General features: G+C 67.0%; 16 protein-coding genes. 9 read left to right on the forward strand and 7 right to left on the reverse strand.

The features are described 5' to 3' along the window. Positions 1-3: 3 nt before the first annotated feature. Positions 4-1305: a hemolysin family protein gene (locus tag OXR00_RS14180; RefSeq protein WP_267388932.1), complete on the reverse strand. Its 1302-nt coding sequence runs from the start codon at positions 1303-1305 to the stop codon at positions 4-6. Positions 1306-1439: 134 nt separating this feature from the next. Between OXR00_RS14180 and OXR00_RS14185 the strand changes: the two genes are divergently transcribed. Further along, the gene (locus OXR00_RS14185) at positions 1440-2117 is read left to right on the forward strand and encodes an OmpA family protein (protein WP_242148137.1); all 678 of its coding nucleotides are present in this window, start codon (positions 1440-1442) and stop codon (positions 2115-2117) included. A gap of 56 nt (positions 2118-2173) precedes the next feature. Here OXR00_RS14185 and OXR00_RS14190 read toward each other — a convergent pair whose 3' ends face one another. Further along, entirely contained in the window at positions 2174-2602 is a 429-nt protein-coding gene (locus tag OXR00_RS14190; RefSeq protein WP_267388982.1) for a nucleoside deaminase, read from the reverse strand. A 61-nt stretch (positions 2603-2663) separates the two neighbouring features. Then, a complete protein-coding gene (locus OXR00_RS14195) occupies positions 2664-2948 on the reverse strand; it encodes a hypothetical protein (RefSeq protein ID WP_242148139.1) in 285 nt (94 codons plus the stop codon). A 165-nt stretch (positions 2949-3113) separates the two neighbouring features. Here OXR00_RS14195 and rpmB point away from each other — a divergent pair, with 165 nt between their 5' ends. Continuing rightward, the gene (gene rpmB / locus OXR00_RS14200) at positions 3114-3410 is read left to right on the forward strand and encodes a 50S ribosomal protein L28 (protein WP_242148141.1); all 297 of its coding nucleotides are present in this window, start codon (positions 3114-3116) and stop codon (positions 3408-3410) included. A 6-nt stretch (positions 3411-3416) separates the two neighbouring features. Here the strand turns inward: rpmB and OXR00_RS14205 are convergent, their stop codons facing one another. Then, positions 3417-4436, reverse strand: a complete 1020-nt coding sequence (locus OXR00_RS14205; protein WP_267388933.1) for an esterase-like activity of phytase family protein — start codon at positions 4434-4436, stop codon at positions 3417-3419. Between the two features lie 209 nt (positions 4437-4645). Here OXR00_RS14205 and OXR00_RS14210 point away from each other — a divergent pair, with 209 nt between their 5' ends. Further along, on the forward strand, positions 4646-5038 hold the full coding sequence (locus OXR00_RS14210) for a glycine zipper 2TM domain-containing protein (protein ID WP_242148146.1): 393 nt from the start codon (positions 4646-4648) through the stop codon (positions 5036-5038). A gap of 277 nt (positions 5039-5315) precedes the next feature. Here OXR00_RS14210 and phbB read toward each other — a convergent pair whose 3' ends face one another. The 3 genes from phbB to OXR00_RS14225 are packed head-to-tail and all read right to left on the reverse strand — an operon-like array spanning position 5316 to position 9312. Then, the gene (gene phbB, locus OXR00_RS14215) at positions 5316-6038 is read right to left on the reverse strand and encodes an acetoacetyl-CoA reductase (RefSeq protein WP_242148148.1); all 723 of its coding nucleotides are present in this window, start codon (positions 6036-6038) and stop codon (positions 5316-5318) included. A gap of 29 nt (positions 6039-6067) precedes the next feature. Continuing rightward, entirely contained in the window at positions 6068-7075 is a 1008-nt protein-coding gene (gene hemH / locus OXR00_RS14220) for a ferrochelatase (RefSeq protein WP_267388934.1), read from the reverse strand. Beyond that, positions 7072-9312, reverse strand: coding sequence for a molybdopterin cofactor-binding domain-containing protein (locus OXR00_RS14225; protein ID WP_267388935.1), 2241 nt, complete (start codon positions 9310-9312; stop codon positions 7072-7074). The genes hemH and OXR00_RS14225 overlap by 4 nt, the downstream gene beginning before the upstream one ends. A 201-nt stretch (positions 9313-9513) precedes the next feature. Between OXR00_RS14225 and lgt the strand changes: the two genes are divergently transcribed. The 6 genes from lgt to OXR00_RS14255 all read left to right on the forward strand — a co-directional run bounded on the left by lgt (position 9514) and on the right by OXR00_RS14255 (position 16498). Continuing rightward, positions 9514-10386: a prolipoprotein diacylglyceryl transferase gene (gene lgt / locus OXR00_RS14230; RefSeq protein ID WP_267388984.1), complete on the forward strand. Its 873-nt coding sequence runs from the start codon at positions 9514-9516 to the stop codon at positions 10384-10386. Between the two features lie 80 nt (positions 10387-10466). Next, positions 10467-11435: an SAM-dependent methyltransferase gene (locus tag OXR00_RS14235; RefSeq protein WP_267388936.1), complete on the forward strand. Its 969-nt coding sequence runs from the start codon at positions 10467-10469 to the stop codon at positions 11433-11435. Beyond that, positions 11432-11941, forward strand: a complete 510-nt coding sequence (locus OXR00_RS14240; protein WP_242148157.1) for a GNAT family N-acetyltransferase — start codon at positions 11432-11434, stop codon at positions 11939-11941. Before OXR00_RS14235 ends, OXR00_RS14240 begins: the two co-directional genes overlap by 4 nt. After that, positions 11938-12705: a peptidoglycan editing factor PgeF gene (pgeF, locus tag OXR00_RS14245; protein WP_267388937.1), complete on the forward strand. Its 768-nt coding sequence runs from the start codon at positions 11938-11940 to the stop codon at positions 12703-12705. Before OXR00_RS14240 ends, pgeF begins: the two co-directional genes overlap by 4 nt. A 117-nt stretch (positions 12706-12822) precedes the next feature. Continuing rightward, positions 12823-14145 carry a cystathionine gamma-synthase family protein gene (locus OXR00_RS14250; RefSeq protein WP_267388938.1) on the forward strand — a complete coding sequence of 441 codons (1323 nt, stop codon included), beginning with the start codon at positions 12823-12825 and terminating at the stop codon, positions 14143-14145. 46 nt (positions 14146-14191) lie between these two features. Next, on the forward strand, positions 14192-16498 hold the full coding sequence (locus OXR00_RS14255; protein WP_267388939.1) for a GH92 family glycosyl hydrolase: 2307 nt from the start codon (positions 14192-14194) through the stop codon (positions 16496-16498). Positions 16499-16503 lie beyond the last annotated feature (5 nt).

Below are 16503 nucleotides of genomic sequence, written 5' to 3' on the forward strand. Positions count from 1 at the left end.
CCGTCAGCCGCGGCTGACCAGCAACTTGTCGATGCGCCGGCCGTCGAGATCGACCACTTCGAACTTCCAACCCTGTTCGAGGAAATGTTCGCCCTCGCCAGGCAGATGGCGGAACTTGGCGAGCGCCAGACCGGCGACCGTAGCATAGTCGCGATCTTCGGGCAGGTCGATGCACAACCGCTCGGCCAGCGCGTCCGCCGCCATGTTGCCAGCCACCAGCAGCGAGCCATCGTCGCGCTCCACGACCGAAGGCGCATCGTCGGGGTCGGCATCCGAAGCGAACTCGCCGGCAATCGCGGCGAGCAGATCGGCGGGCGTGACGATCCCCTCGAAATGCCCATATTCGTCGTGGATCAGCGCCATCGGCACTTCGGCCTGGCGGAGTGCATCGAGCGCGTCCATCGCGTCGATCTGGTCGAGCACCACGGGTGCCGCCCGCATCAGCGCACGCAGATCGAGCGGTTCACCGCGAAACAGCGCGATTGCCACGTCGCGCGCCTGCACCACGCCGATTACCTTGTCGACCGAACCCTCCGCCACCGGCAGCCGGCTGTGCGAGGCGACCATCAGCGCGGTCCGAACGCCCGCCTCGTCCAGCGTCGCGTCGATCCACTCGACATCGGTGCGCGGCGTCATCACCTCGCGCACCGGCCGGTCGGCGAGGCGGACGACGCCCGAGATGATCGAACGCTCATGCTCCTCGATCACGCCCGACTTGCTCGCCTCCGCCACGATCAGGTGGAGTTCCTCGGCGGTGACATGCTCCTCGGTCTTGCGGTCGAGCCGCATCAGCCGGAACAGCAGCGCCGAAGACGAATCGAGCAGCCACACCACCGGCGCACATGCCCAGGCGAGCACCAGCACCGGCCGCGCCGCCACCGCCGCGATCCGCTCGGGCGCGCGCAGCGCGATCTGCTTTGGCACCAGTTCGCCGATCACCAGCGAGGCGTAGGTGGTGATGCCGATCACCAGCGCAAAGCCGAACGACTCGGTGGTCTGCGCGGGCAGCCCCAGCCAGCGCAGCCGCGCCGCGACCGGCGCGCCGAGGCTCGCGCCCGAATAGGCGCCGGCGAGGATACCGATCAGCGTGATGCCGATCTGCGTGGTCGACAGGATCTTGCCGGGATCGGCGGCGAGCGCGATCGCGGTATCGGCGCCGCGCACCTTGGCGCGCACCATCGCCTCCAGCCGCGCACGGCGCGCGGACACGATCGCCAGTTCCGACATGGCGAACAGGCCGTTGAGGAAGATCAGCGCGACGATGATCGCGACGTCGATCCAGGGAAAGGGAGAGAGCGGGTGCATGGCGCCGCCAACGCTTTGGCGCACATTGCGATGCTTAACAACAACGATCCGCATGCCGATTCGGTTCGGAGGTGGAACAGCTTCGCGCCCGAGCGGGTTTGATGGCGAGAGTTATTTAGAAAAAGGGAAAGATCATGCGCGCATTCCGCAAGCTCACGGGTGCTGCCACGCTGGCCGCGCTGCTCGCCACGACGGCGTGCGTCACCGATCCGGACACCGGCCGGCGGCATCTGTCGAACACCGCGATCGGCGGCATCGGCGGGGCGCTCGGCGGCTATCTGCTCGGCGATCTGGTTGGCGGCCGGCATGATCGCACCGCCAAGATCGCCGGCGCGGGCATCGGCGGCCTCGCCGGGGCTGCGATCGGATCGTACATGGACAAGCAGGAGCGCGACCTGCGCGACCGCACCGCCGGCACCGAGGTTCGCGTGGTTCGGCAGGGCGACGATCTGATCCTGTCGATCCCATCAGGCATCAACTTCGCCTATAACAGCGACACCGTCGCGCCGGCATTCCAGCATACGCTTGACGACGTGGCGCGCGTGCTCGGGCAGTATGACCGTACCTATATCGACGTGTACGGCCATACCGACTCGGTCGGATCGGACCAGTACAACCAGGCACTGTCGGAACGGCGCGCGGTCGCCGTGGCGGACTACCTCGTCTCGCGCGGGGTGCAGGGCGCGCGCATCGCCACGCGCGGTTACGGCAAGACGCAACCGATCGCCGCCAACGATACCGAAGCGGGCCGCGCGGCGAATCGGCGGGTGGAGATCAAGATCGTACCGATTCCCGAGAGCGATCTGCGCTGAGAACGACGTGCGCTTGGCGTAGCAATCCGCCAAACCGGCGGGCTGCTACGTCGCCGCTACCGGCGGGATGCGAAAAAGGTGCGCAACAGGGCTGCCGATTCGCCTTCCGCAATGCCGGGATAGATTTCGGGGCGATGGTGGATCGTCGTTTGTGTGAACAAGCGTGGGCCGTGTTCGATCGCCCCGCCCTTGGGGTCGCCAGCACCGTAATACAGCCGCCCGATCCGCGCATGGGCGATCGCACCCGCACACATCGCGCATGGCTCCAGCGTGACCCACAGGTCGCAGTCGGTCAGACGATCGTCACCGATCACCCCAGCGGCCGCGCGGATCGCCAGCATCTCGGCATGGGCGGTAGGGTCGTGGCGACCGCGGGGCGCGTTGGCCGACGTCGCGATAATCTCGCCCCGGCGGACGATCACCGCACCGACCGGCACCTCCTCGCGCGCGGCGGCAGCGGCTGCGGCGTCGAGCGCGACCCGCATCGGCAGGGGGATCGGAAACATACCGACCCCAAAGCCGTGGCTGGCTGCGCTGTCCAGCGGCTTATTGCGCGTTGGCGTTGCTCGCCTGGTCGGCCGGCTTGTTCATGCGTAGCGTCGGTACGGCGATCGTCTTTTGCGTGGTGCCGACGGTGGGCACGTCGACCACCTTGTTCTCCGTGCCGACCGAGAGTGTCGCGACATCGGCCTTAACACTGGGCGCAGTGCCAGCATCGACATGCACGCTCGGCAGCGTACCGGGGCGAGTCTGGAACGACAGCAGCCCAAGCGAGATCATCGCGATCACGATCACGGCGGCAATGCCGACCAAAGCTAACAGGAACCGCATACAGTCTCTCCCCACAGAGCGAAATCGAATCGTTACCGAAACCAACGCAAAGGGTCCGTGATCGTTGCATTGCCGCGCCAATGGCGTGAATCGGTTGACCTTCGCCGGCATCCCCGTTATGCGCCCACGCCTTCACGGGATCACCCCAGCTTTCAGGATTATAGCATGTCGCGCATTTGCGAACTGACCGGCAAGGGCCGGATGGTGGGGAACAATGTCTCCCACGCCAACAACAAGACCAAGCGTACCTTCCTGCCGAACCTCCAGAACGTCACGTTGATGTCGGAAGCGCTCGGCACCAGCGTGAAGCTGCGCGTCTCGACGCACGGCATCCGCTCGGTCGAGCATGTCGGCGGCCTCGACAATTGGCTCGTCAAGACCAGCGACGACAAGCTGTCGCTGCGCGCGCGTCGCCTCAAGCGTGACGTGTCGAAGAAGCTCAGCACGCAGGTCGCGGCCTGAGAGCAGTCAGGGCCGGGCAACGCCTTTGGGTGCGCCCGGCTCGTCTAGCCTGAACTTCAGCAGCAGACTGCGCTGAAGAATCGACTGGTTGTCGTCCGACACCAGCCAGATGATCGTCCGACCGCCTTCGCGCGTCGCGGCAATCCCCTCGAAATTCTCATGGATCAGCGGCGGCGCCAACGTGGCGATCTCGCGGCCATGCACCACCGCGCCCGGGCGAATCGCCGCGCGGTCGATCACCACCAGCTTGCTCGAAAACGTGAACGGCAGCTCGAAGCGCCGGGTCAGCACGATCAGCCGACCATCCGGCAAGATCGTCGCGTCGCTCGGATCATAATGCGGTGGCGGCACGAAGCTGAAGCGAAAGCCGCGATTCGGCTGCGTTACCGGATTGCCGGTGAAGCGAATCGCCGCACGGCCCTTACCCTTCGGCCACGGGTCCTGCTCGCCGATCGTGATCGCGCCACCACCCCACCGCGCGAGAGGCAGAAACGTGAAGCTCTCCGCGCCTTCGTTCGCCGGCCACGCCGCCATCGCACGCGGCGCGACCGACCCAAGCGCGTGACGCAGATCGGGCGTGTAGCGCCACAGCATGTTGCTGGTCTCGAACCCCGCCACGACGCTGCCGTCCTTGGGATCCACGCTCATGGACTCGCTGTCACGATCGACTTTGGACCACCCCGTCCCTGGTCCAGCCGGCAGATCGCCAAACGCTATGTGCCGTGGCCGCCAATCGTCGCCAAGCGTGAACTGCACGATATTGCCGCCATCGCTCAGCAGCGTAATGCGACGACCGGAGGCGACGTGTAGCGATGAGAAACCGCCGAACGCCGCGTCCGGGCTGGTCAACCGCACCCCGCCAAGCCATTCCAGCGCACCGACGCGGTTCCGCTCGGGATGTTGCGCGTCGAGCGACACCGGCGCGGCGTGGATGACGGCATCGCGCCCCATCAGCGGCAAACGTGGCTCTCCAACCCAGTCCGGGGTAAAGAAAAGCGCCAGCAGACAGGCAGCAAACACACGCATCGACGCTGCCGTGAGCCATGACGCGGCAGCGCGCAATGCTTTGAAGCACAGGATTGTGATGAACGGGGGATAACGGGCCCGTTCAGTCTGCGCTCAACGCGCTTCGCCCATAACACCACCAACAGATGTTGCGCCGTCGACTCTTCGGAACCTAGTCGCTTCCGAATAGTCGCAAGCAACGTTTGGACGAGTTTACGGGAGACGCCACGATGATCAACAAAGCCTCGCTCGCCGCTGCCGCTCTCGTGTTGTCGGCGGGCGGCATCGCCGCGGCTCCGGCATCGGCGCAATATTCCGACGGTGCTCGCTACGATCATGCGGATCGCGACGGGTATCGTGGACGCGGGTACGACCGTGGCTATGATCGGCGTGGGTACGCCCGACGTGGCTATGAGGATCGCGGCTACGATCGTCGTCGGTATCGCCCCAATCGGTGCAGCAGCGCGACCGGGACCATCCTTGGTGCCATAGCCGGCGGTTTGCTCGGCAATTCGGTGGCCGGGCGTGGTGATCGCGGCGTCGGTACGGTGCTGGGCGCGGGTGCAGGCGCCTTGACCGGACGCGCGATCGATCGGTCGGACAATCCGCGTTCCTGCCGCTGACTTTCGATCTGGCACGCGGAAGAAATTCTCCCGCAAAACGGTCTAGCATCTTCCCCCGTGTGGCGTATCGGGGCGAAGCGGAGGGTTGGTGTCGAAAGACACCAACCCTCTTGTCGTTGATCGAAGCCGCGACAGCAGACCCGTTGGCAGCCATTATTGCGAGCTGCGTCGGGTAGCGCGTGCGCCTTGGCTAGCATGGCGATGCCGAGCTGCGGGCCGCGCAGGCCAACTCGCTCAGAGCGCGCGGCACGGCGGCTGGCCGCCGTGCCTTCGATCGTCAGTACATGTGTTGTCCACCGTTGATACTCAGCGTCGAACCGGTCACGAAGCCACCGTCTTCTGAACACAGGAACACCACGCCGCGCGCGATCTCGTGCGCCTGACCAAGACGACCGACCGGGATCTTGGCGACGATCTTCTCCAGCACGTCGGCCGGTACCGCCGCCACCATGTCGGTGTCGATATAGCCTGGTGCGATCGCGTTGACGGTCACGCCGGCGCGCGCGCCTTCCTGCGACAGCGCCTTGGTGAAGCCGTGGATGCCCGACTTGGCGGCAGCGTAGTTGACCTGACCATATTGGCCGGCCTGCCCGTTGATCGAGCCGATGTTGACAATCCGTCCCCACTTGCGTTCGCGCATGCCGGGGAAGGTCGCCTTGGCCATGTTGAAACACCCGCCGAGGTTGGTGTCCATCACCTCTTTCCACATCTCGTAGGTCATCTTGAGCATGGTGCCGTCGCGGGTGATGCCGGCGTTGTTGACGACGATATCGATCGGGCCAAGCTCCTCCGCCACCTTGGCACACCCGTCGAGACAGGCCTGATGATCCGCCACGTCCCACTTGTACGCCTTGATACCGGTCCGCTCGGTGAACTCGCGCGCGCGCTCGTCATTGCCGGCATAGGTGGCGGCGACGGTGACGCCAGCGTCCTTCAACGCGAGGCTGATCGCCTCGCCGATACCGCGCGTTCCACCCGTGACGATTGCTACTCGTGCCAATGCATCTCTCCTACGTTTCTAGGCCGACGCTAAGCCGGGCGCGGCCAGCCTTCAAGTTCTTGTCCGAGTATTTCGCGCAACATTTCAATGCCCGCAGCCGAATCGTTGAGGCACGGCAGGTAGGCGAAGTCGGTACCGCCGGCCGCAAGGAACTGCTCGCGCCCGCGAATCGACAATTCCTCGAGCGTTTCGAGGCAATCCGCCGAGAAGCCCGGCGCGACGATCGCCACGCGCTTCATGCCCTGCCCCGGCAGCGCGGCGAGCGTGAGGTCGGTGGCAGGCTCCAGCCATTTGGCGGGGCCGAAGCGCGACTGGAAGGTGATCGTCAGCGGGCGGTCGAGCGCCTCGGCCAGCAGCCGCGCGGTCTTCTGGCAGTGGCAATGATAGGGATCGCCGAGTTGCAGCGTCCGCTTGGGCATGCCGTGGAAACTGGCGAGGATCACGTCCGGCGTGAAATCGAGCGCCGCCAGCCCCGCCTCGACCGTGGTCTTCAGCGCCGCGATATACCGCGCGTCGTCGTGATAGGGCGGCAGCGTGCGGATCGCCGGCTGCCAGCGCATCCCGGCGAGCGCGAGGAACACCTTGTCGTTGGCGGTGGCGGTCGTCGCGCCGCTATATTGCGGGTACAGCGGCGCAAACAGGATGCGTTCGCAGCCCGCCGCCTTCATCGTCGCCAGCCGCTCGGCGATCGACGGATTGCCGTAGCGCATCGCCCAATCCACCGTCACGCCCGGACCGAACGCGCCATGCAGCGCGCGCGATTGCGCGGCGGTGATCGCGGCGAGCGGCGAGCCGTCCTCGCGCCAGACCTGACCGTAGGCGTGCGCGGATTTCTTCGGCCGGGTGTTGAGGATGATCCCGCGCAGGATCGGCTGCCACAGCAGCGGCGGCAGTTCGACGACGCGGCGATCGGACAGGAACTCACGCAGATACCGCTTCACCGCGCGCGCGTCGGCGGCGTCGGGCGTGCCGAGGTTGATGAGCAGCACGCCGATGCGCGGCGGCGCGATGGGGGGATGGTTGGCAGGCAACATCATGCGATTCCTGTGATGAGCGGCAGCGTGCGGCGGCGGGTGCCGGTCGCGGCTTGCAGCGCGTTGGCGATGGCGGGGGCGATCGCGGGGACGGCGAGTTCGCTCACCCCGCCCGGATCGGCCTCGCTGGGGATCAGTTCGACGGTGATGTCGGGGGTGTCGGCAAGGCGCGGCAGATCGAGATCCCCGAGCGTGCGCGCGGTGGCGAGATTGTCGCTGAACCCGGTCGACGCGCCGATCGCCGCCGCCATGCCGAAGATCAGCCCGCCCTCGATCTGCTGACGGACGAGATCAGGGTTGATCTGCCGCCCGCAATCCACCGCCGCGACGATGCGGTCGACCGCGACCGAACCGTCGTTGTCGAGATGTGCCTCCGCCAGCACCGCGATGTGGCTGCCGCGAAAGCTGTGGCAGGCGATGCCCTGCCCGCTGCCTTGAACGCCACCCTCCCATCCGCCCAGCGAGGCGGCGGTGGACAGGCAGCGCGCCAGCCGCGCGTCGCCGCCCAACATGCCGATGCGGAACGACAGCGCCTCGGTACCGGCGACATGCGCGAGTTCGTCGATGAAACACTCGTTGAAGAACGCGGTGTAGCTGTGCGCGCCCGAACGCCAGTGGCCGGTCGGCACGCCGATATCGGCGGGATGATGATCGATCGCATAGGCCGGCATGCGATAGACCGGTCGCGCGCCCGCCACCGCATAGGTATCGCCCGCTGCCGATATCGCCAACGCCGCGCGCGCAGCCCGGTCTGTGGCGAGCAGCCGGCCCGCGAGTTCGCGGCCGGTCGAGGGCGCGGCGATCTTGGCCTGCCAGCCGAGGATCTGGCCATTGCCGCCGAGTCGCGCGGTCATCCTCGCCAGTGCGGGCGGGCGGTAGCGATCATGCAGCAGATCCTCACCGTGCGACCAGGTGAGCTGCACCGGCCGCTTGAGATCGCGCGCCAGCACCGCCACCTGCGTGGCGGCGAGATGTTCGAGATTGGCGCCGAACGATCCGCCGATCAGCATCGGATAGACGACCACCGCGCCCTCCGAAATGCCGAGCGCTGCCGCCGCCGCCGCCCGCGCGAGGCCTGGTGCCTGCGTCGGCAGCCACAATTCGAGCTTGCCGTCGGTCAGCCGCGCGGTCGCTGTCATCGTCTCGATCGCGGCGTGGACGGCGAGCCCGGCGCGGTAGGTGGCGGTGACAAGTTTCGCGCCCTTGAAGGCGGTGGCGAGATCCCCCGTCGACCAGATCCGCGTGCCATCGCCCTTCAGCGCGGCGGCGAGGACCGCATCGATACTGTCGTTGTTGACGATTGGCCCGGTGGTCGAGAATTTCGGCGCAAGCGCATCGAGCGCGCGGTTCGCCGCCCACCAGTTGCTCGCCACCGCCGCCACCCAATCGTCGTTGGTGACCACCGACAGCATCCCGCGCACGTGCGCGGCGGCATCGCGATCGACCGAGAGCAGCTTCGCGTCACCGACTGGCGCCTGCCGAATCGCGGCGAACACCATGTCGGGCAGGCGGATGTCGCCGGCGAAATTGGCGGAGCCGTCGACCTTGGCGGGCGCATCGAGCCGGGGCAGCGACTGGCCTGACAGGCGCGTGCCCCCCTCCCCGCGCAACGGCACCGGATCGGGCAATGTGCCGCCCGCCGCAGCCGCCGCCAGTTCGCCGAAGCGCAGCCGGTCCTTGCCATGCGTAGCGAAGCCGCCTTCGGTCGCGCACGCCTGCCAGCCGACGTTCCAGCGTTTCGCGGCGGCCTTGCACAGCAGCACCCGCGCCGCCGCGCCCGCTTGCCGCAGCGGCGCCTCGAACGCACGCACCGAGGTCGACCCGGCGGTGAGCAACAGCGCGCTGCGCCGGGCGTGGCCTTCGCGTAAAGGCAGCGGCAGCGCGTCGAACAGCCCCTCGAATAGCGTGTCGACACCGAGTGGATTGGCATAGAGTGGGTTGAGCTGCGCGGGCTGCACCGCCACCGTGCGCCAGTCCGCGCCGAGTTCGTCGGCGAGAATCTGCGGGAGCGCGGTATACACGCCCTGGCCATGTTCGGCCTGCGGCACCGCGACGGTGACGACACCATCCTCGCCGATCTTCAGGTACGCGTTGAACAGGGACTCGCCGTGCGCGAGCGGCAGGTTGGGCGCGTAACTGCGCGGCCAAACCGCCCACGCGACGATCAGCCCGACCCCAACGCCGCCACCGATCAACAGACCGCGCCGACCGACTGTGTTTCCCTCTCCGCGCGCTACCATAGCCTTGCTCTATCCTGCGCTTTGCCGCGCCACCATCCCTAACGCGCGCCGCTAGCGTTCGGTTCTCGCGCCATTCTCCCCACGGCTTCGTGCCCGGCCTGAGCAGGGGACAAGCGCGGCGCATCGTCTTCCGCTTGGTGTTGTGGTCCGCGCCGACTATGGAGGCGTAACGAACGACCGAGGACCTGCCGCTTGACTCTCATCGCCGCCACCGCGCTCGCTGCGTCCACGCAGACGCACCTGCGCTTCGAGCAACTGCACCTCAATCCGGTCGCGTTGAGCCTCGGCTTCTTCGACATCAAATGGTATTCGATCGCGTATATCACCGGCATCCTGATCGGCTGGTGGTACCTGCTCAAGCTGATCGCGCAGCCCGGTTCGCCCATGGCGCGGCGCCATGCCGACGATCTGGTGTTCTACGCGACGCTCGGCATCATCCTCGGCGGGCGGCTCGGCTATGCATTGTTCTACGCGCCCGAGATGTTCCTGCACCCCTTGAACATCCTGCGGCTGTGGGATGGCGGCATGTCGTTCCACGGAGGGATGATCGGCACCTCGCTCGGCATCATCCTGTTCGCGCGAAACCATAAGCTCAACTGGCTGCGCGTGCATGATTACCTCGCCTGCTGCGTGCCGTTCGGGCTGTTCTTCGGGCGGATCGCCAATTTCGTGAACGGCGAACTCTGGGGCAAGCCGAGCAACGTGCCGTGGGCGATCATCTTCACGCGCGGCGGCGGCGATATTCCGCGCCACCCGAGCCAGTTGTACGAGGCGAGCCTTGAGGGGATCGCGCTGTTCGCGGTGCTATGGTTCTTCTTCTGGCGCACCAAGGCGCGGTACGAGCCGGGCAAGCTCGTCGGCATCTTCCTGATCGGCTACGGCCTCGCCCGCTTTACGGTCGAGTTCTTCCGCGAGCCGGATTCGCAGTTCGCCGGTACGTTCTTCGCCACCACCATCCACATGGGGCAGGTGCTGACGCTGCCGATGATCCTGGGCGGAGTGTATCTCGTCGCGACCGCCAAGGGCCGTCGCACGCGCATCGAATCGATCGCCGGCACGGAGAGCGTCGCCTGAGCGCGCCTGAGGAGGCGACCCTCGCCGACCGGCTGTCGCGGGCGATTACGCTCGCCGGGCCGATCCCAATCGCGCAATATATGGCCGCCGCCAACGCGCATTATTACGCGACGCGCGATCCACTGGGTACGGGCGGCGACTTCACCACCGCGCCCGAGATCAGCCAGATGTTCGGCGAGCTGATCGGGCTGTGGGCGGCGGATCTGTGGGATCGCGCCGCGCGGCCGGATGCGGCGTGGGTGGAGTGCGGCCCCGGTCGCGGCACGCTCACCGCCGATGCGTTGCGCGCCGCCGCCAAGGCGGGCTTCACCCCACCGGTACATTTCGTCGAGACCAGCCCGGTGCTGCGTGCCGAACAGGCGAAGCGGGTGTCGGACGCGACGTGGCATGACGACGTGACGACGCTACCCGAAGGGCAGCCGCTGATCGTCGTCGCCAACGAATTCTTCGACGCACTGCCGATCCGCCAACTGGTGCGCGCCGGTGGTGGCTGGGCGGAGCGCTATGTCGCCTGTCAGGACACTTTATTCCTGCCGATCACGGCTAAGGCCGTACCGGGCGAGATCATCCCCGAGCGCTTGCGCGATGCCGCGCCGGGGTCGATCATCGAGACGTCACCGGCCAGCGTCGCCATCTTTCGCGCGCTGTCCCGGCGGATCGCCAGCCAGGGCGGCGCAATCCTCACCATAGATTACGGCTACGAAGGTCCGGCGATCGGCGACACCCTGCAGGCGGTGCGCGGCCACGCCTTCGCCAACCCGTTCGAACACCCGGGCGAGAACGACCTGACCGCACACGTCGATTTCGCCACGCTGGCCGCCGCCGCCGCCAAGGAGGGCGCGGTGCCGTCACCCGTCGTCGGGCAAGGCGCGTTGCTGCGCGCACTCGGCATCGACGCACGCGCCGCCGCGCTGGCCCGCGCCACACCGGCCCGCGCCGATGCCATCGCCGCCGACCGTGACCGGCTGGTCGATGCGATGGGCGATCTGTTCAAGGCGCTCACCGTGACCGCGCCGGGCTGGCCGCAGCCGGCGGGGTTCGCCGCGTGATAACCTACCGTGACGCACGCGCCGCCGATGCCGCGGCCCTGTCGGCGATGGCGCGGCAGTCGTTCGTCGAGACGTTCGGCACGCTCTACAGCCCGTCCGATCTCGCGACCTTCCTGGATGACGCGTTCGGTGCGAACGGCCTCGCCGCGCAACTCTCCGACCCTGAATTTACCGTCCGACTCGCGGTCGAGGGCGACGCGATCATCGCCTTCGCCAAGATGGGCCCGGTGACGTTCCCCGGCGAATGGCGCCCCGACGCGATCGAACTGTACCAGTTCTACGTGCTTGCCCCCTGGCAGGGGCAGGGCATCGCGCAGGAGATGATGGAGTGGGCGATCTTTCACGCGCGCGATCACGGCGCGCGCGAGATCATCCTCAGCGTGTATGTCGACAACCACCGCGCGCGACGTTTCTACGAGCGCTACGGCTTCGAGGAGATCGGCGCCTATGCCTTCCAGGTCGGCGAGACAATCGATGACGACCGCCTGATGCGGCTGGCGTTATGAGCGTGCCGGTCGAGGTGAACCGCGCAAAGGCGCTGGAGGGTGTGGCGCACGGCTTCCTTGGTCGGGGCGGAGGGGTATCGCAGGGTATCCACGCTGGGCTGAACGTCGGCCTCGGATCGGAAGACGAACCAGACGCGATCATGGAGAACCGCCGTCGCGCGGGCGAGGCGGTGCTGTCGGGCGCGACGCTCGTCACACTCTATCAGGTTCATTCCGCCGATGCCGTGACCGTGCTGTCCGGGTTCGAGGAACGGCTGCGTCCGCGTGCGGACGCGCTCGTCACCGATCGTCCCGGTATCGCGCTCGGCATTCTTACCGCTGATTGCGCGCCGGTGCTGCTGGCCGACGCGCAAGCCGGCGTGGTCGGCGCGGCACACGCCGGGTGGAAAGGCGCACTGGGCGGCGTCACCACCTCCACGATTCTGGCAATGGAGACGCTGGGGGCACGCCGCGAGCGGATCGTCGCCGCAGTCGGGCCGTGCATCGCACGGGCGAGCTACGAGGTGGATGCCGCCTTCGCGTCGCGCTTCGACGAAGCGGACCCCGCCAACGCACGGTTCTTCTCGGACGGTCGCGCGGGTCACCACCAGTTCGATCTCGAAGCCTATGTCGCGCATCGGCTGGCGAGCGAGGGGATCGGCCACGTCGAAACGCTTGGGCTGGATACGTACGGCGACGAGGCGCGTTTCTTCAGCTTCCGCCGCGCGACGCATCGCGGCGAGCCGGGCTACGGTCGACAGGTGTCGATCATCGGGCTGACATAGCGGCTCGTCGTGTTTGCGTAGCCGGCCACGACCTGCGCTTGCATTCGGCGCCGGTTGCCGACAGATCGTTACAAATGTGACGAACCCGCATCAGCCGGGACGCGCGAGGAGACGAGCATGACTGACGAAACCGAAGCCGACCTGACCGGCGGCGCACCGCAACGCGGCGCCAAGCCCGCGCTCGAACAGATCGGCGGCCGCAAGCTTTCGGCCGCAACGCGGATGATGGGGCATGGCTATGATCCGATGCTGTCGGAAGGATCGCTCAAACCGCCGATCTTCCTCACCTCGACGTTCGTGTTCCCCAATGCGGCGGCGGGCAAGCGCCATTTCGAGGGCGTCACCGGCAAGCGGCCCGGCGGCGCGGACGGTCTGGTCTATTCGCGCTTCAACGGGCCGAATCAGGAGATCCTCGAGGACCGGCTCGGCGTGTGGGAGGAAGCGGAGGATGCACTCGCCTTCTCGTCCGGCATGTCGGCGATCGCCACGCTGTTCCTGGCGATGGTCGCGCCGGGCGACACGATCGTCCATTCCGGCCCGCTGTATGCCGCGACCGAGACGCTGATCGGTCGCATCCTCGGCAAGTTCGGGGTGAAGTGGCTCGACTTCCCGGCGGGCGCGACCCGCGCGGAGATCGACACGGTGCTCGAACAAGCCAAGGGTCAGGGCCGCGTCGCGCTGATCTATCTGGAAAGCCCCGCCAACCCGACCAACGCGCTGGTCGATATCGAGGCGGTGGCGGCGAGCCGCGACGCGATCTTCGGTGACCTCGACGAGAAGCCGCCGATCGCGATCGACAACACCTTCCTCGGCCCGCTGTGGCAGCAGCCGCTGCGGCATGGCGCCGATCTTGTGGTGTACAGCCTCACCAAATATGCCGGCGGGCATAGCGATCTCGTCGCCGGTGGCGTGCTGGGGACGAAGGCGCACATCAACACGATCCGGTCGATGCGCAACACGATCGGCACGATCTGCGACCCGCATACCGCTTGGATGCTGCTGCGCAGCCTCGAAACGCTGGAACTGCGCATGAGCCGCGCGGGCGAGAATGCCGCCAAGGTCTGTGCGTTCCTCGACGGGCACCAGAAGGTCGAGCGGGTCGGCTATCTCGGCTTCCTCGAACAGCAGGGCGATGCGCGGCAGGCCGACATCTACCGGCGGCATTGCGTAGGCGCGGGCAGCACCTTCTCGCTGTTCCTCAAAGGCGGCGAGGCGGAGAGCTTCCGCTTCCTCGATGCGCTCCAGATCGCCAAGCTTGCGGTCAGTCTGGGCGGCACCGAGACGCTGGCGAGCCACCCGGCGGGCATGACGCATCTGTCGGTGCCGGATGCCCGCAAGGCAGCGCTTGGCATCACCGACAATCTCGTGCGCATTTCGATCGGGGTGGAGGACGCCGACGACCTGATCGCCGATTTCGAACAGGCGCTGGCGGCGATCTGAACCGCGGGCGATTGCCGGGTGGGCGCATCGCTGCTTAACTGCGGCGATGCGCTATCCCCTCCTGCTCGCCGCCCTGCTGCCCGCCACGCTCGCGGCGCAGACCCCCGCGCCGATCGACGCGGTCGACCCGATGATCGGCACCGGTGGCGAGGGGCATACCTTCCCCGGCGCGACCGCGCCGTTCGGGATGGTGCAACTTTCGCCCGACACCGACACGAGTTGCGTGATCCGCGAATGTTACAGCCATGCCGCCGGCTATCGCTACGAAGACCCGACCATCCAAGGGTTCAGCCACACGCACTTCTCAGGCGCTGGACATAGCGACCTTGGCGACGTGCTGGTGATGCCGGTGGCGGGCGATACCGTGTCGCTCGATCCCGGCGACCCCAAGCGGCCAGGCAGCGGCTATCGCTCGCGCTTCGGCCATAAAACCGAAGTGGCGCATCCCGGCTATTACGCGGTGACGCTCGCCGATAGCGGCGTGCGCGCGGAGATGACGGCGGGGACGCGGATCGGCGTGCATCGCTATACCTTCCCGGCGAACAAGGCGGCGCATCTGGTAATCGATCTGCGATCGTCGCTCTACAATTATCCCGGCAAGGTGCTGTGGTCGGGGTTGCACCTGCGGCCGGACGGCACCCTCACCGGGTTCCGCGAGACGCGCGGCTGGGCGCCGGGGCGCAAGCTGTACTTCGCGATGCGCTTCTCCGCGCCGCTGACCGATCACGGCTTCGTCGATCGCGAGGAGAACGTGCCTTACAAGGGTTTCCAGGGCCCGGGACGCGGCAGCGACGCGCTGGCCGAGAAGCTAGGGCGGGCGCTGGAGGCGCGGCTCGATTTCGGGGTGCTCACCAAGCCGCTCGAGGTGAACGTCGCGCTGTCGGGGGTGGACGAGAACGCCGCCGTCGCCAATCTCGCCAGCGAGGGTGGCGGGTTCGATGCGGTACGCGCCCGCACCACGGTGGCTTGGGAGAAGGCGCTGGGCGCGGTGCAGATCGACGCACCGGCGGCAACCCGCACCAATGTCTACACCGCGCTCTACCACGCCTTGCTCGCGCCCAGCGTGTGGAGCGATGCCGATGGACGCTACCGTGGCCCGGACGATCAGGTGCATCAGGCCAAGGGCTTCACCTTCCGCTCGACCTTCTCGCTATGGGATACGTTCCGCGCCGAGCATCCGTTGCTGACGCTGGTGCAGCCCGAACAGACCACCGCCGACGTGGTGCAGTCGCTGGTGGCGAGCCAGCAGGTCAGCCCGGACGGTATCCTGCCGGTGTGGCAGTTCGCCGGGCGCGAGACATGGTGCATGATCGGCTATCACGCCGTGCCGGTGATCGCCGATGCCTATATGAAGGGCCTGCGCGGGTTCGATGCCGAGGCCGCGCTGGCGGCGATGGTGGCGAGTGCGGATCACCGGTCTTACGGGGGCTTGGGCGACTATATCGATCGCGGCTACGTGCCGATCGACAAGGAGCCTGAGGCGGCCTCCAAGACGGTGGAATATGCCTTCGATGACTGGAGCATCGCGCGGATGGCACGCGCGATGGGCAAGACCGCGATCGCGGACCGGTTCGACAAGCGCGCGGGCAACTGGCGCAACAGCTTTGACGCGAAGACCGGCTGGCTGCGCGCGCGGTTGTCGAGCGGTGCATTCCGCACCCCGTTCGATCCGACCGCAATCAACTACGGCTCGGATTATACCGAGGGGAATGCCTGGCAATATAGCTGGTTCGTGCCGCAGGACGAGGCTTCGCTGATCCAAACGCTCGGTGGCGACCGGCAAACGATCGCTAAACTCGATGCGATGTTCGATTTCGACAACAGCAAGGTCGATTACAGCCATGCCGAGGACATCGCCGGGCTGATCGGACAATATATCCACGGCAACGAGCCGAGCCACCACGTCGCCTATCTCTACGATTACGCAGGCGCGCCGTGGCGCACGCAGGAGCGACTGAAGCAGATCGTCGACACGCAGTACAAGCCGACGCCCGAGGGCCTCGCCGGCAATGACGATCTCGGCCAGATGTCGGCGTGGCTGGTGTTCACCGCGCTGGGTTTCTATCCCGTTACGCCTGGGTCGAACCAATATGCCATCGGGCGGCCGTTCGTTTCGCGCGCGGTGATGAACCTGCCGAACGGCAAGCGCTTCACCGTGCTGGCGGACGGGCTGTCGGACGCTAACCGCTATGTCGGCGCAGTGACGCTGAATGGCCGCCTGCTCGCGCGCAGTTTCGTGACCGATGCGGAAATCCGCGGCGGCGGCGAATTGCGCTTCACCATGGCGGCAACGCCGAACAAGACGTGGGCGAGCAGCACGGCGGCGCGGCCGTATTCGATGTCGACACGCTGATCCGC

Origin of the sequence: Sphingomonas sp. GC_Shp_3, from assembly GCF_026540945.1 — a bacterium.
In the GTDB taxonomy this organism is placed as follows: domain Bacteria; phylum Pseudomonadota; class Alphaproteobacteria; order Sphingomonadales; family Sphingomonadaceae; genus Sphingomonas.

Excerpts from the sequence above, each read along its gene's own strand:
- OXR00_RS14180 (WP_267388932.1), bottom strand. The coding sequence starts at position 1,305 with ATGCACCCGCTCTCTCCCTTTCCCTGGATCGACGTCGCGATCATCGTC.
- OXR00_RS14185 (WP_242148137.1), top strand. The coding sequence starts at position 1,440 with ATGCGCGCATTCCGCAAGCTCACGGGTGCTGCCACGCTGGCCGCGCTG.
- OXR00_RS14190 (WP_267388982.1), bottom strand. The coding sequence starts at position 2,602 with ATGCGGGTCGCGCTCGACGCCGCAGCCGCTGCCGCCGCGCGCGAGGAG.
- OXR00_RS14195 (WP_242148139.1), bottom strand. The coding sequence starts at position 2,948 with ATGCGGTTCCTGTTAGCTTTGGTCGGCATTGCCGCCGTGATCGTGATC.
- rpmB (WP_242148141.1), top strand. The coding sequence starts at position 3,114 with ATGTCGCGCATTTGCGAACTGACCGGCAAGGGCCGGATGGTGGGGAAC.
- OXR00_RS14205 (WP_267388933.1), bottom strand. The coding sequence starts at position 4,436 with ATGCGTGTGTTTGCTGCCTGTCTGCTGGCGCTTTTCTTTACCCCGGAC.
- OXR00_RS14210 (WP_242148146.1), top strand. The coding sequence starts at position 4,646 with ATGATCAACAAAGCCTCGCTCGCCGCTGCCGCTCTCGTGTTGTCGGCG.
- hemH (WP_267388934.1), bottom strand. The coding sequence starts at position 7,075 with ATGATGTTGCCTGCCAACCATCCCCCCATCGCGCCGCCGCGCATCGGC.
- OXR00_RS14225 (WP_267388935.1), bottom strand. The coding sequence starts at position 9,312 with ATGGTAGCGCGCGGAGAGGGAAACACAGTCGGTCGGCGCGGTCTGTTG.
- OXR00_RS14235 (WP_267388936.1), top strand. The coding sequence starts at position 10,467 with ATGGCCGCCGCCAACGCGCATTATTACGCGACGCGCGATCCACTGGGT.
- pgeF (WP_267388937.1), top strand. The coding sequence starts at position 11,938 with ATGAGCGTGCCGGTCGAGGTGAACCGCGCAAAGGCGCTGGAGGGTGTG.
- OXR00_RS14250 (WP_267388938.1), top strand. The coding sequence starts at position 12,823 with ATGACTGACGAAACCGAAGCCGACCTGACCGGCGGCGCACCGCAACGC.
- OXR00_RS14255 (WP_267388939.1), top strand. The coding sequence starts at position 14,192 with ATGCGCTATCCCCTCCTGCTCGCCGCCCTGCTGCCCGCCACGCTCGCG.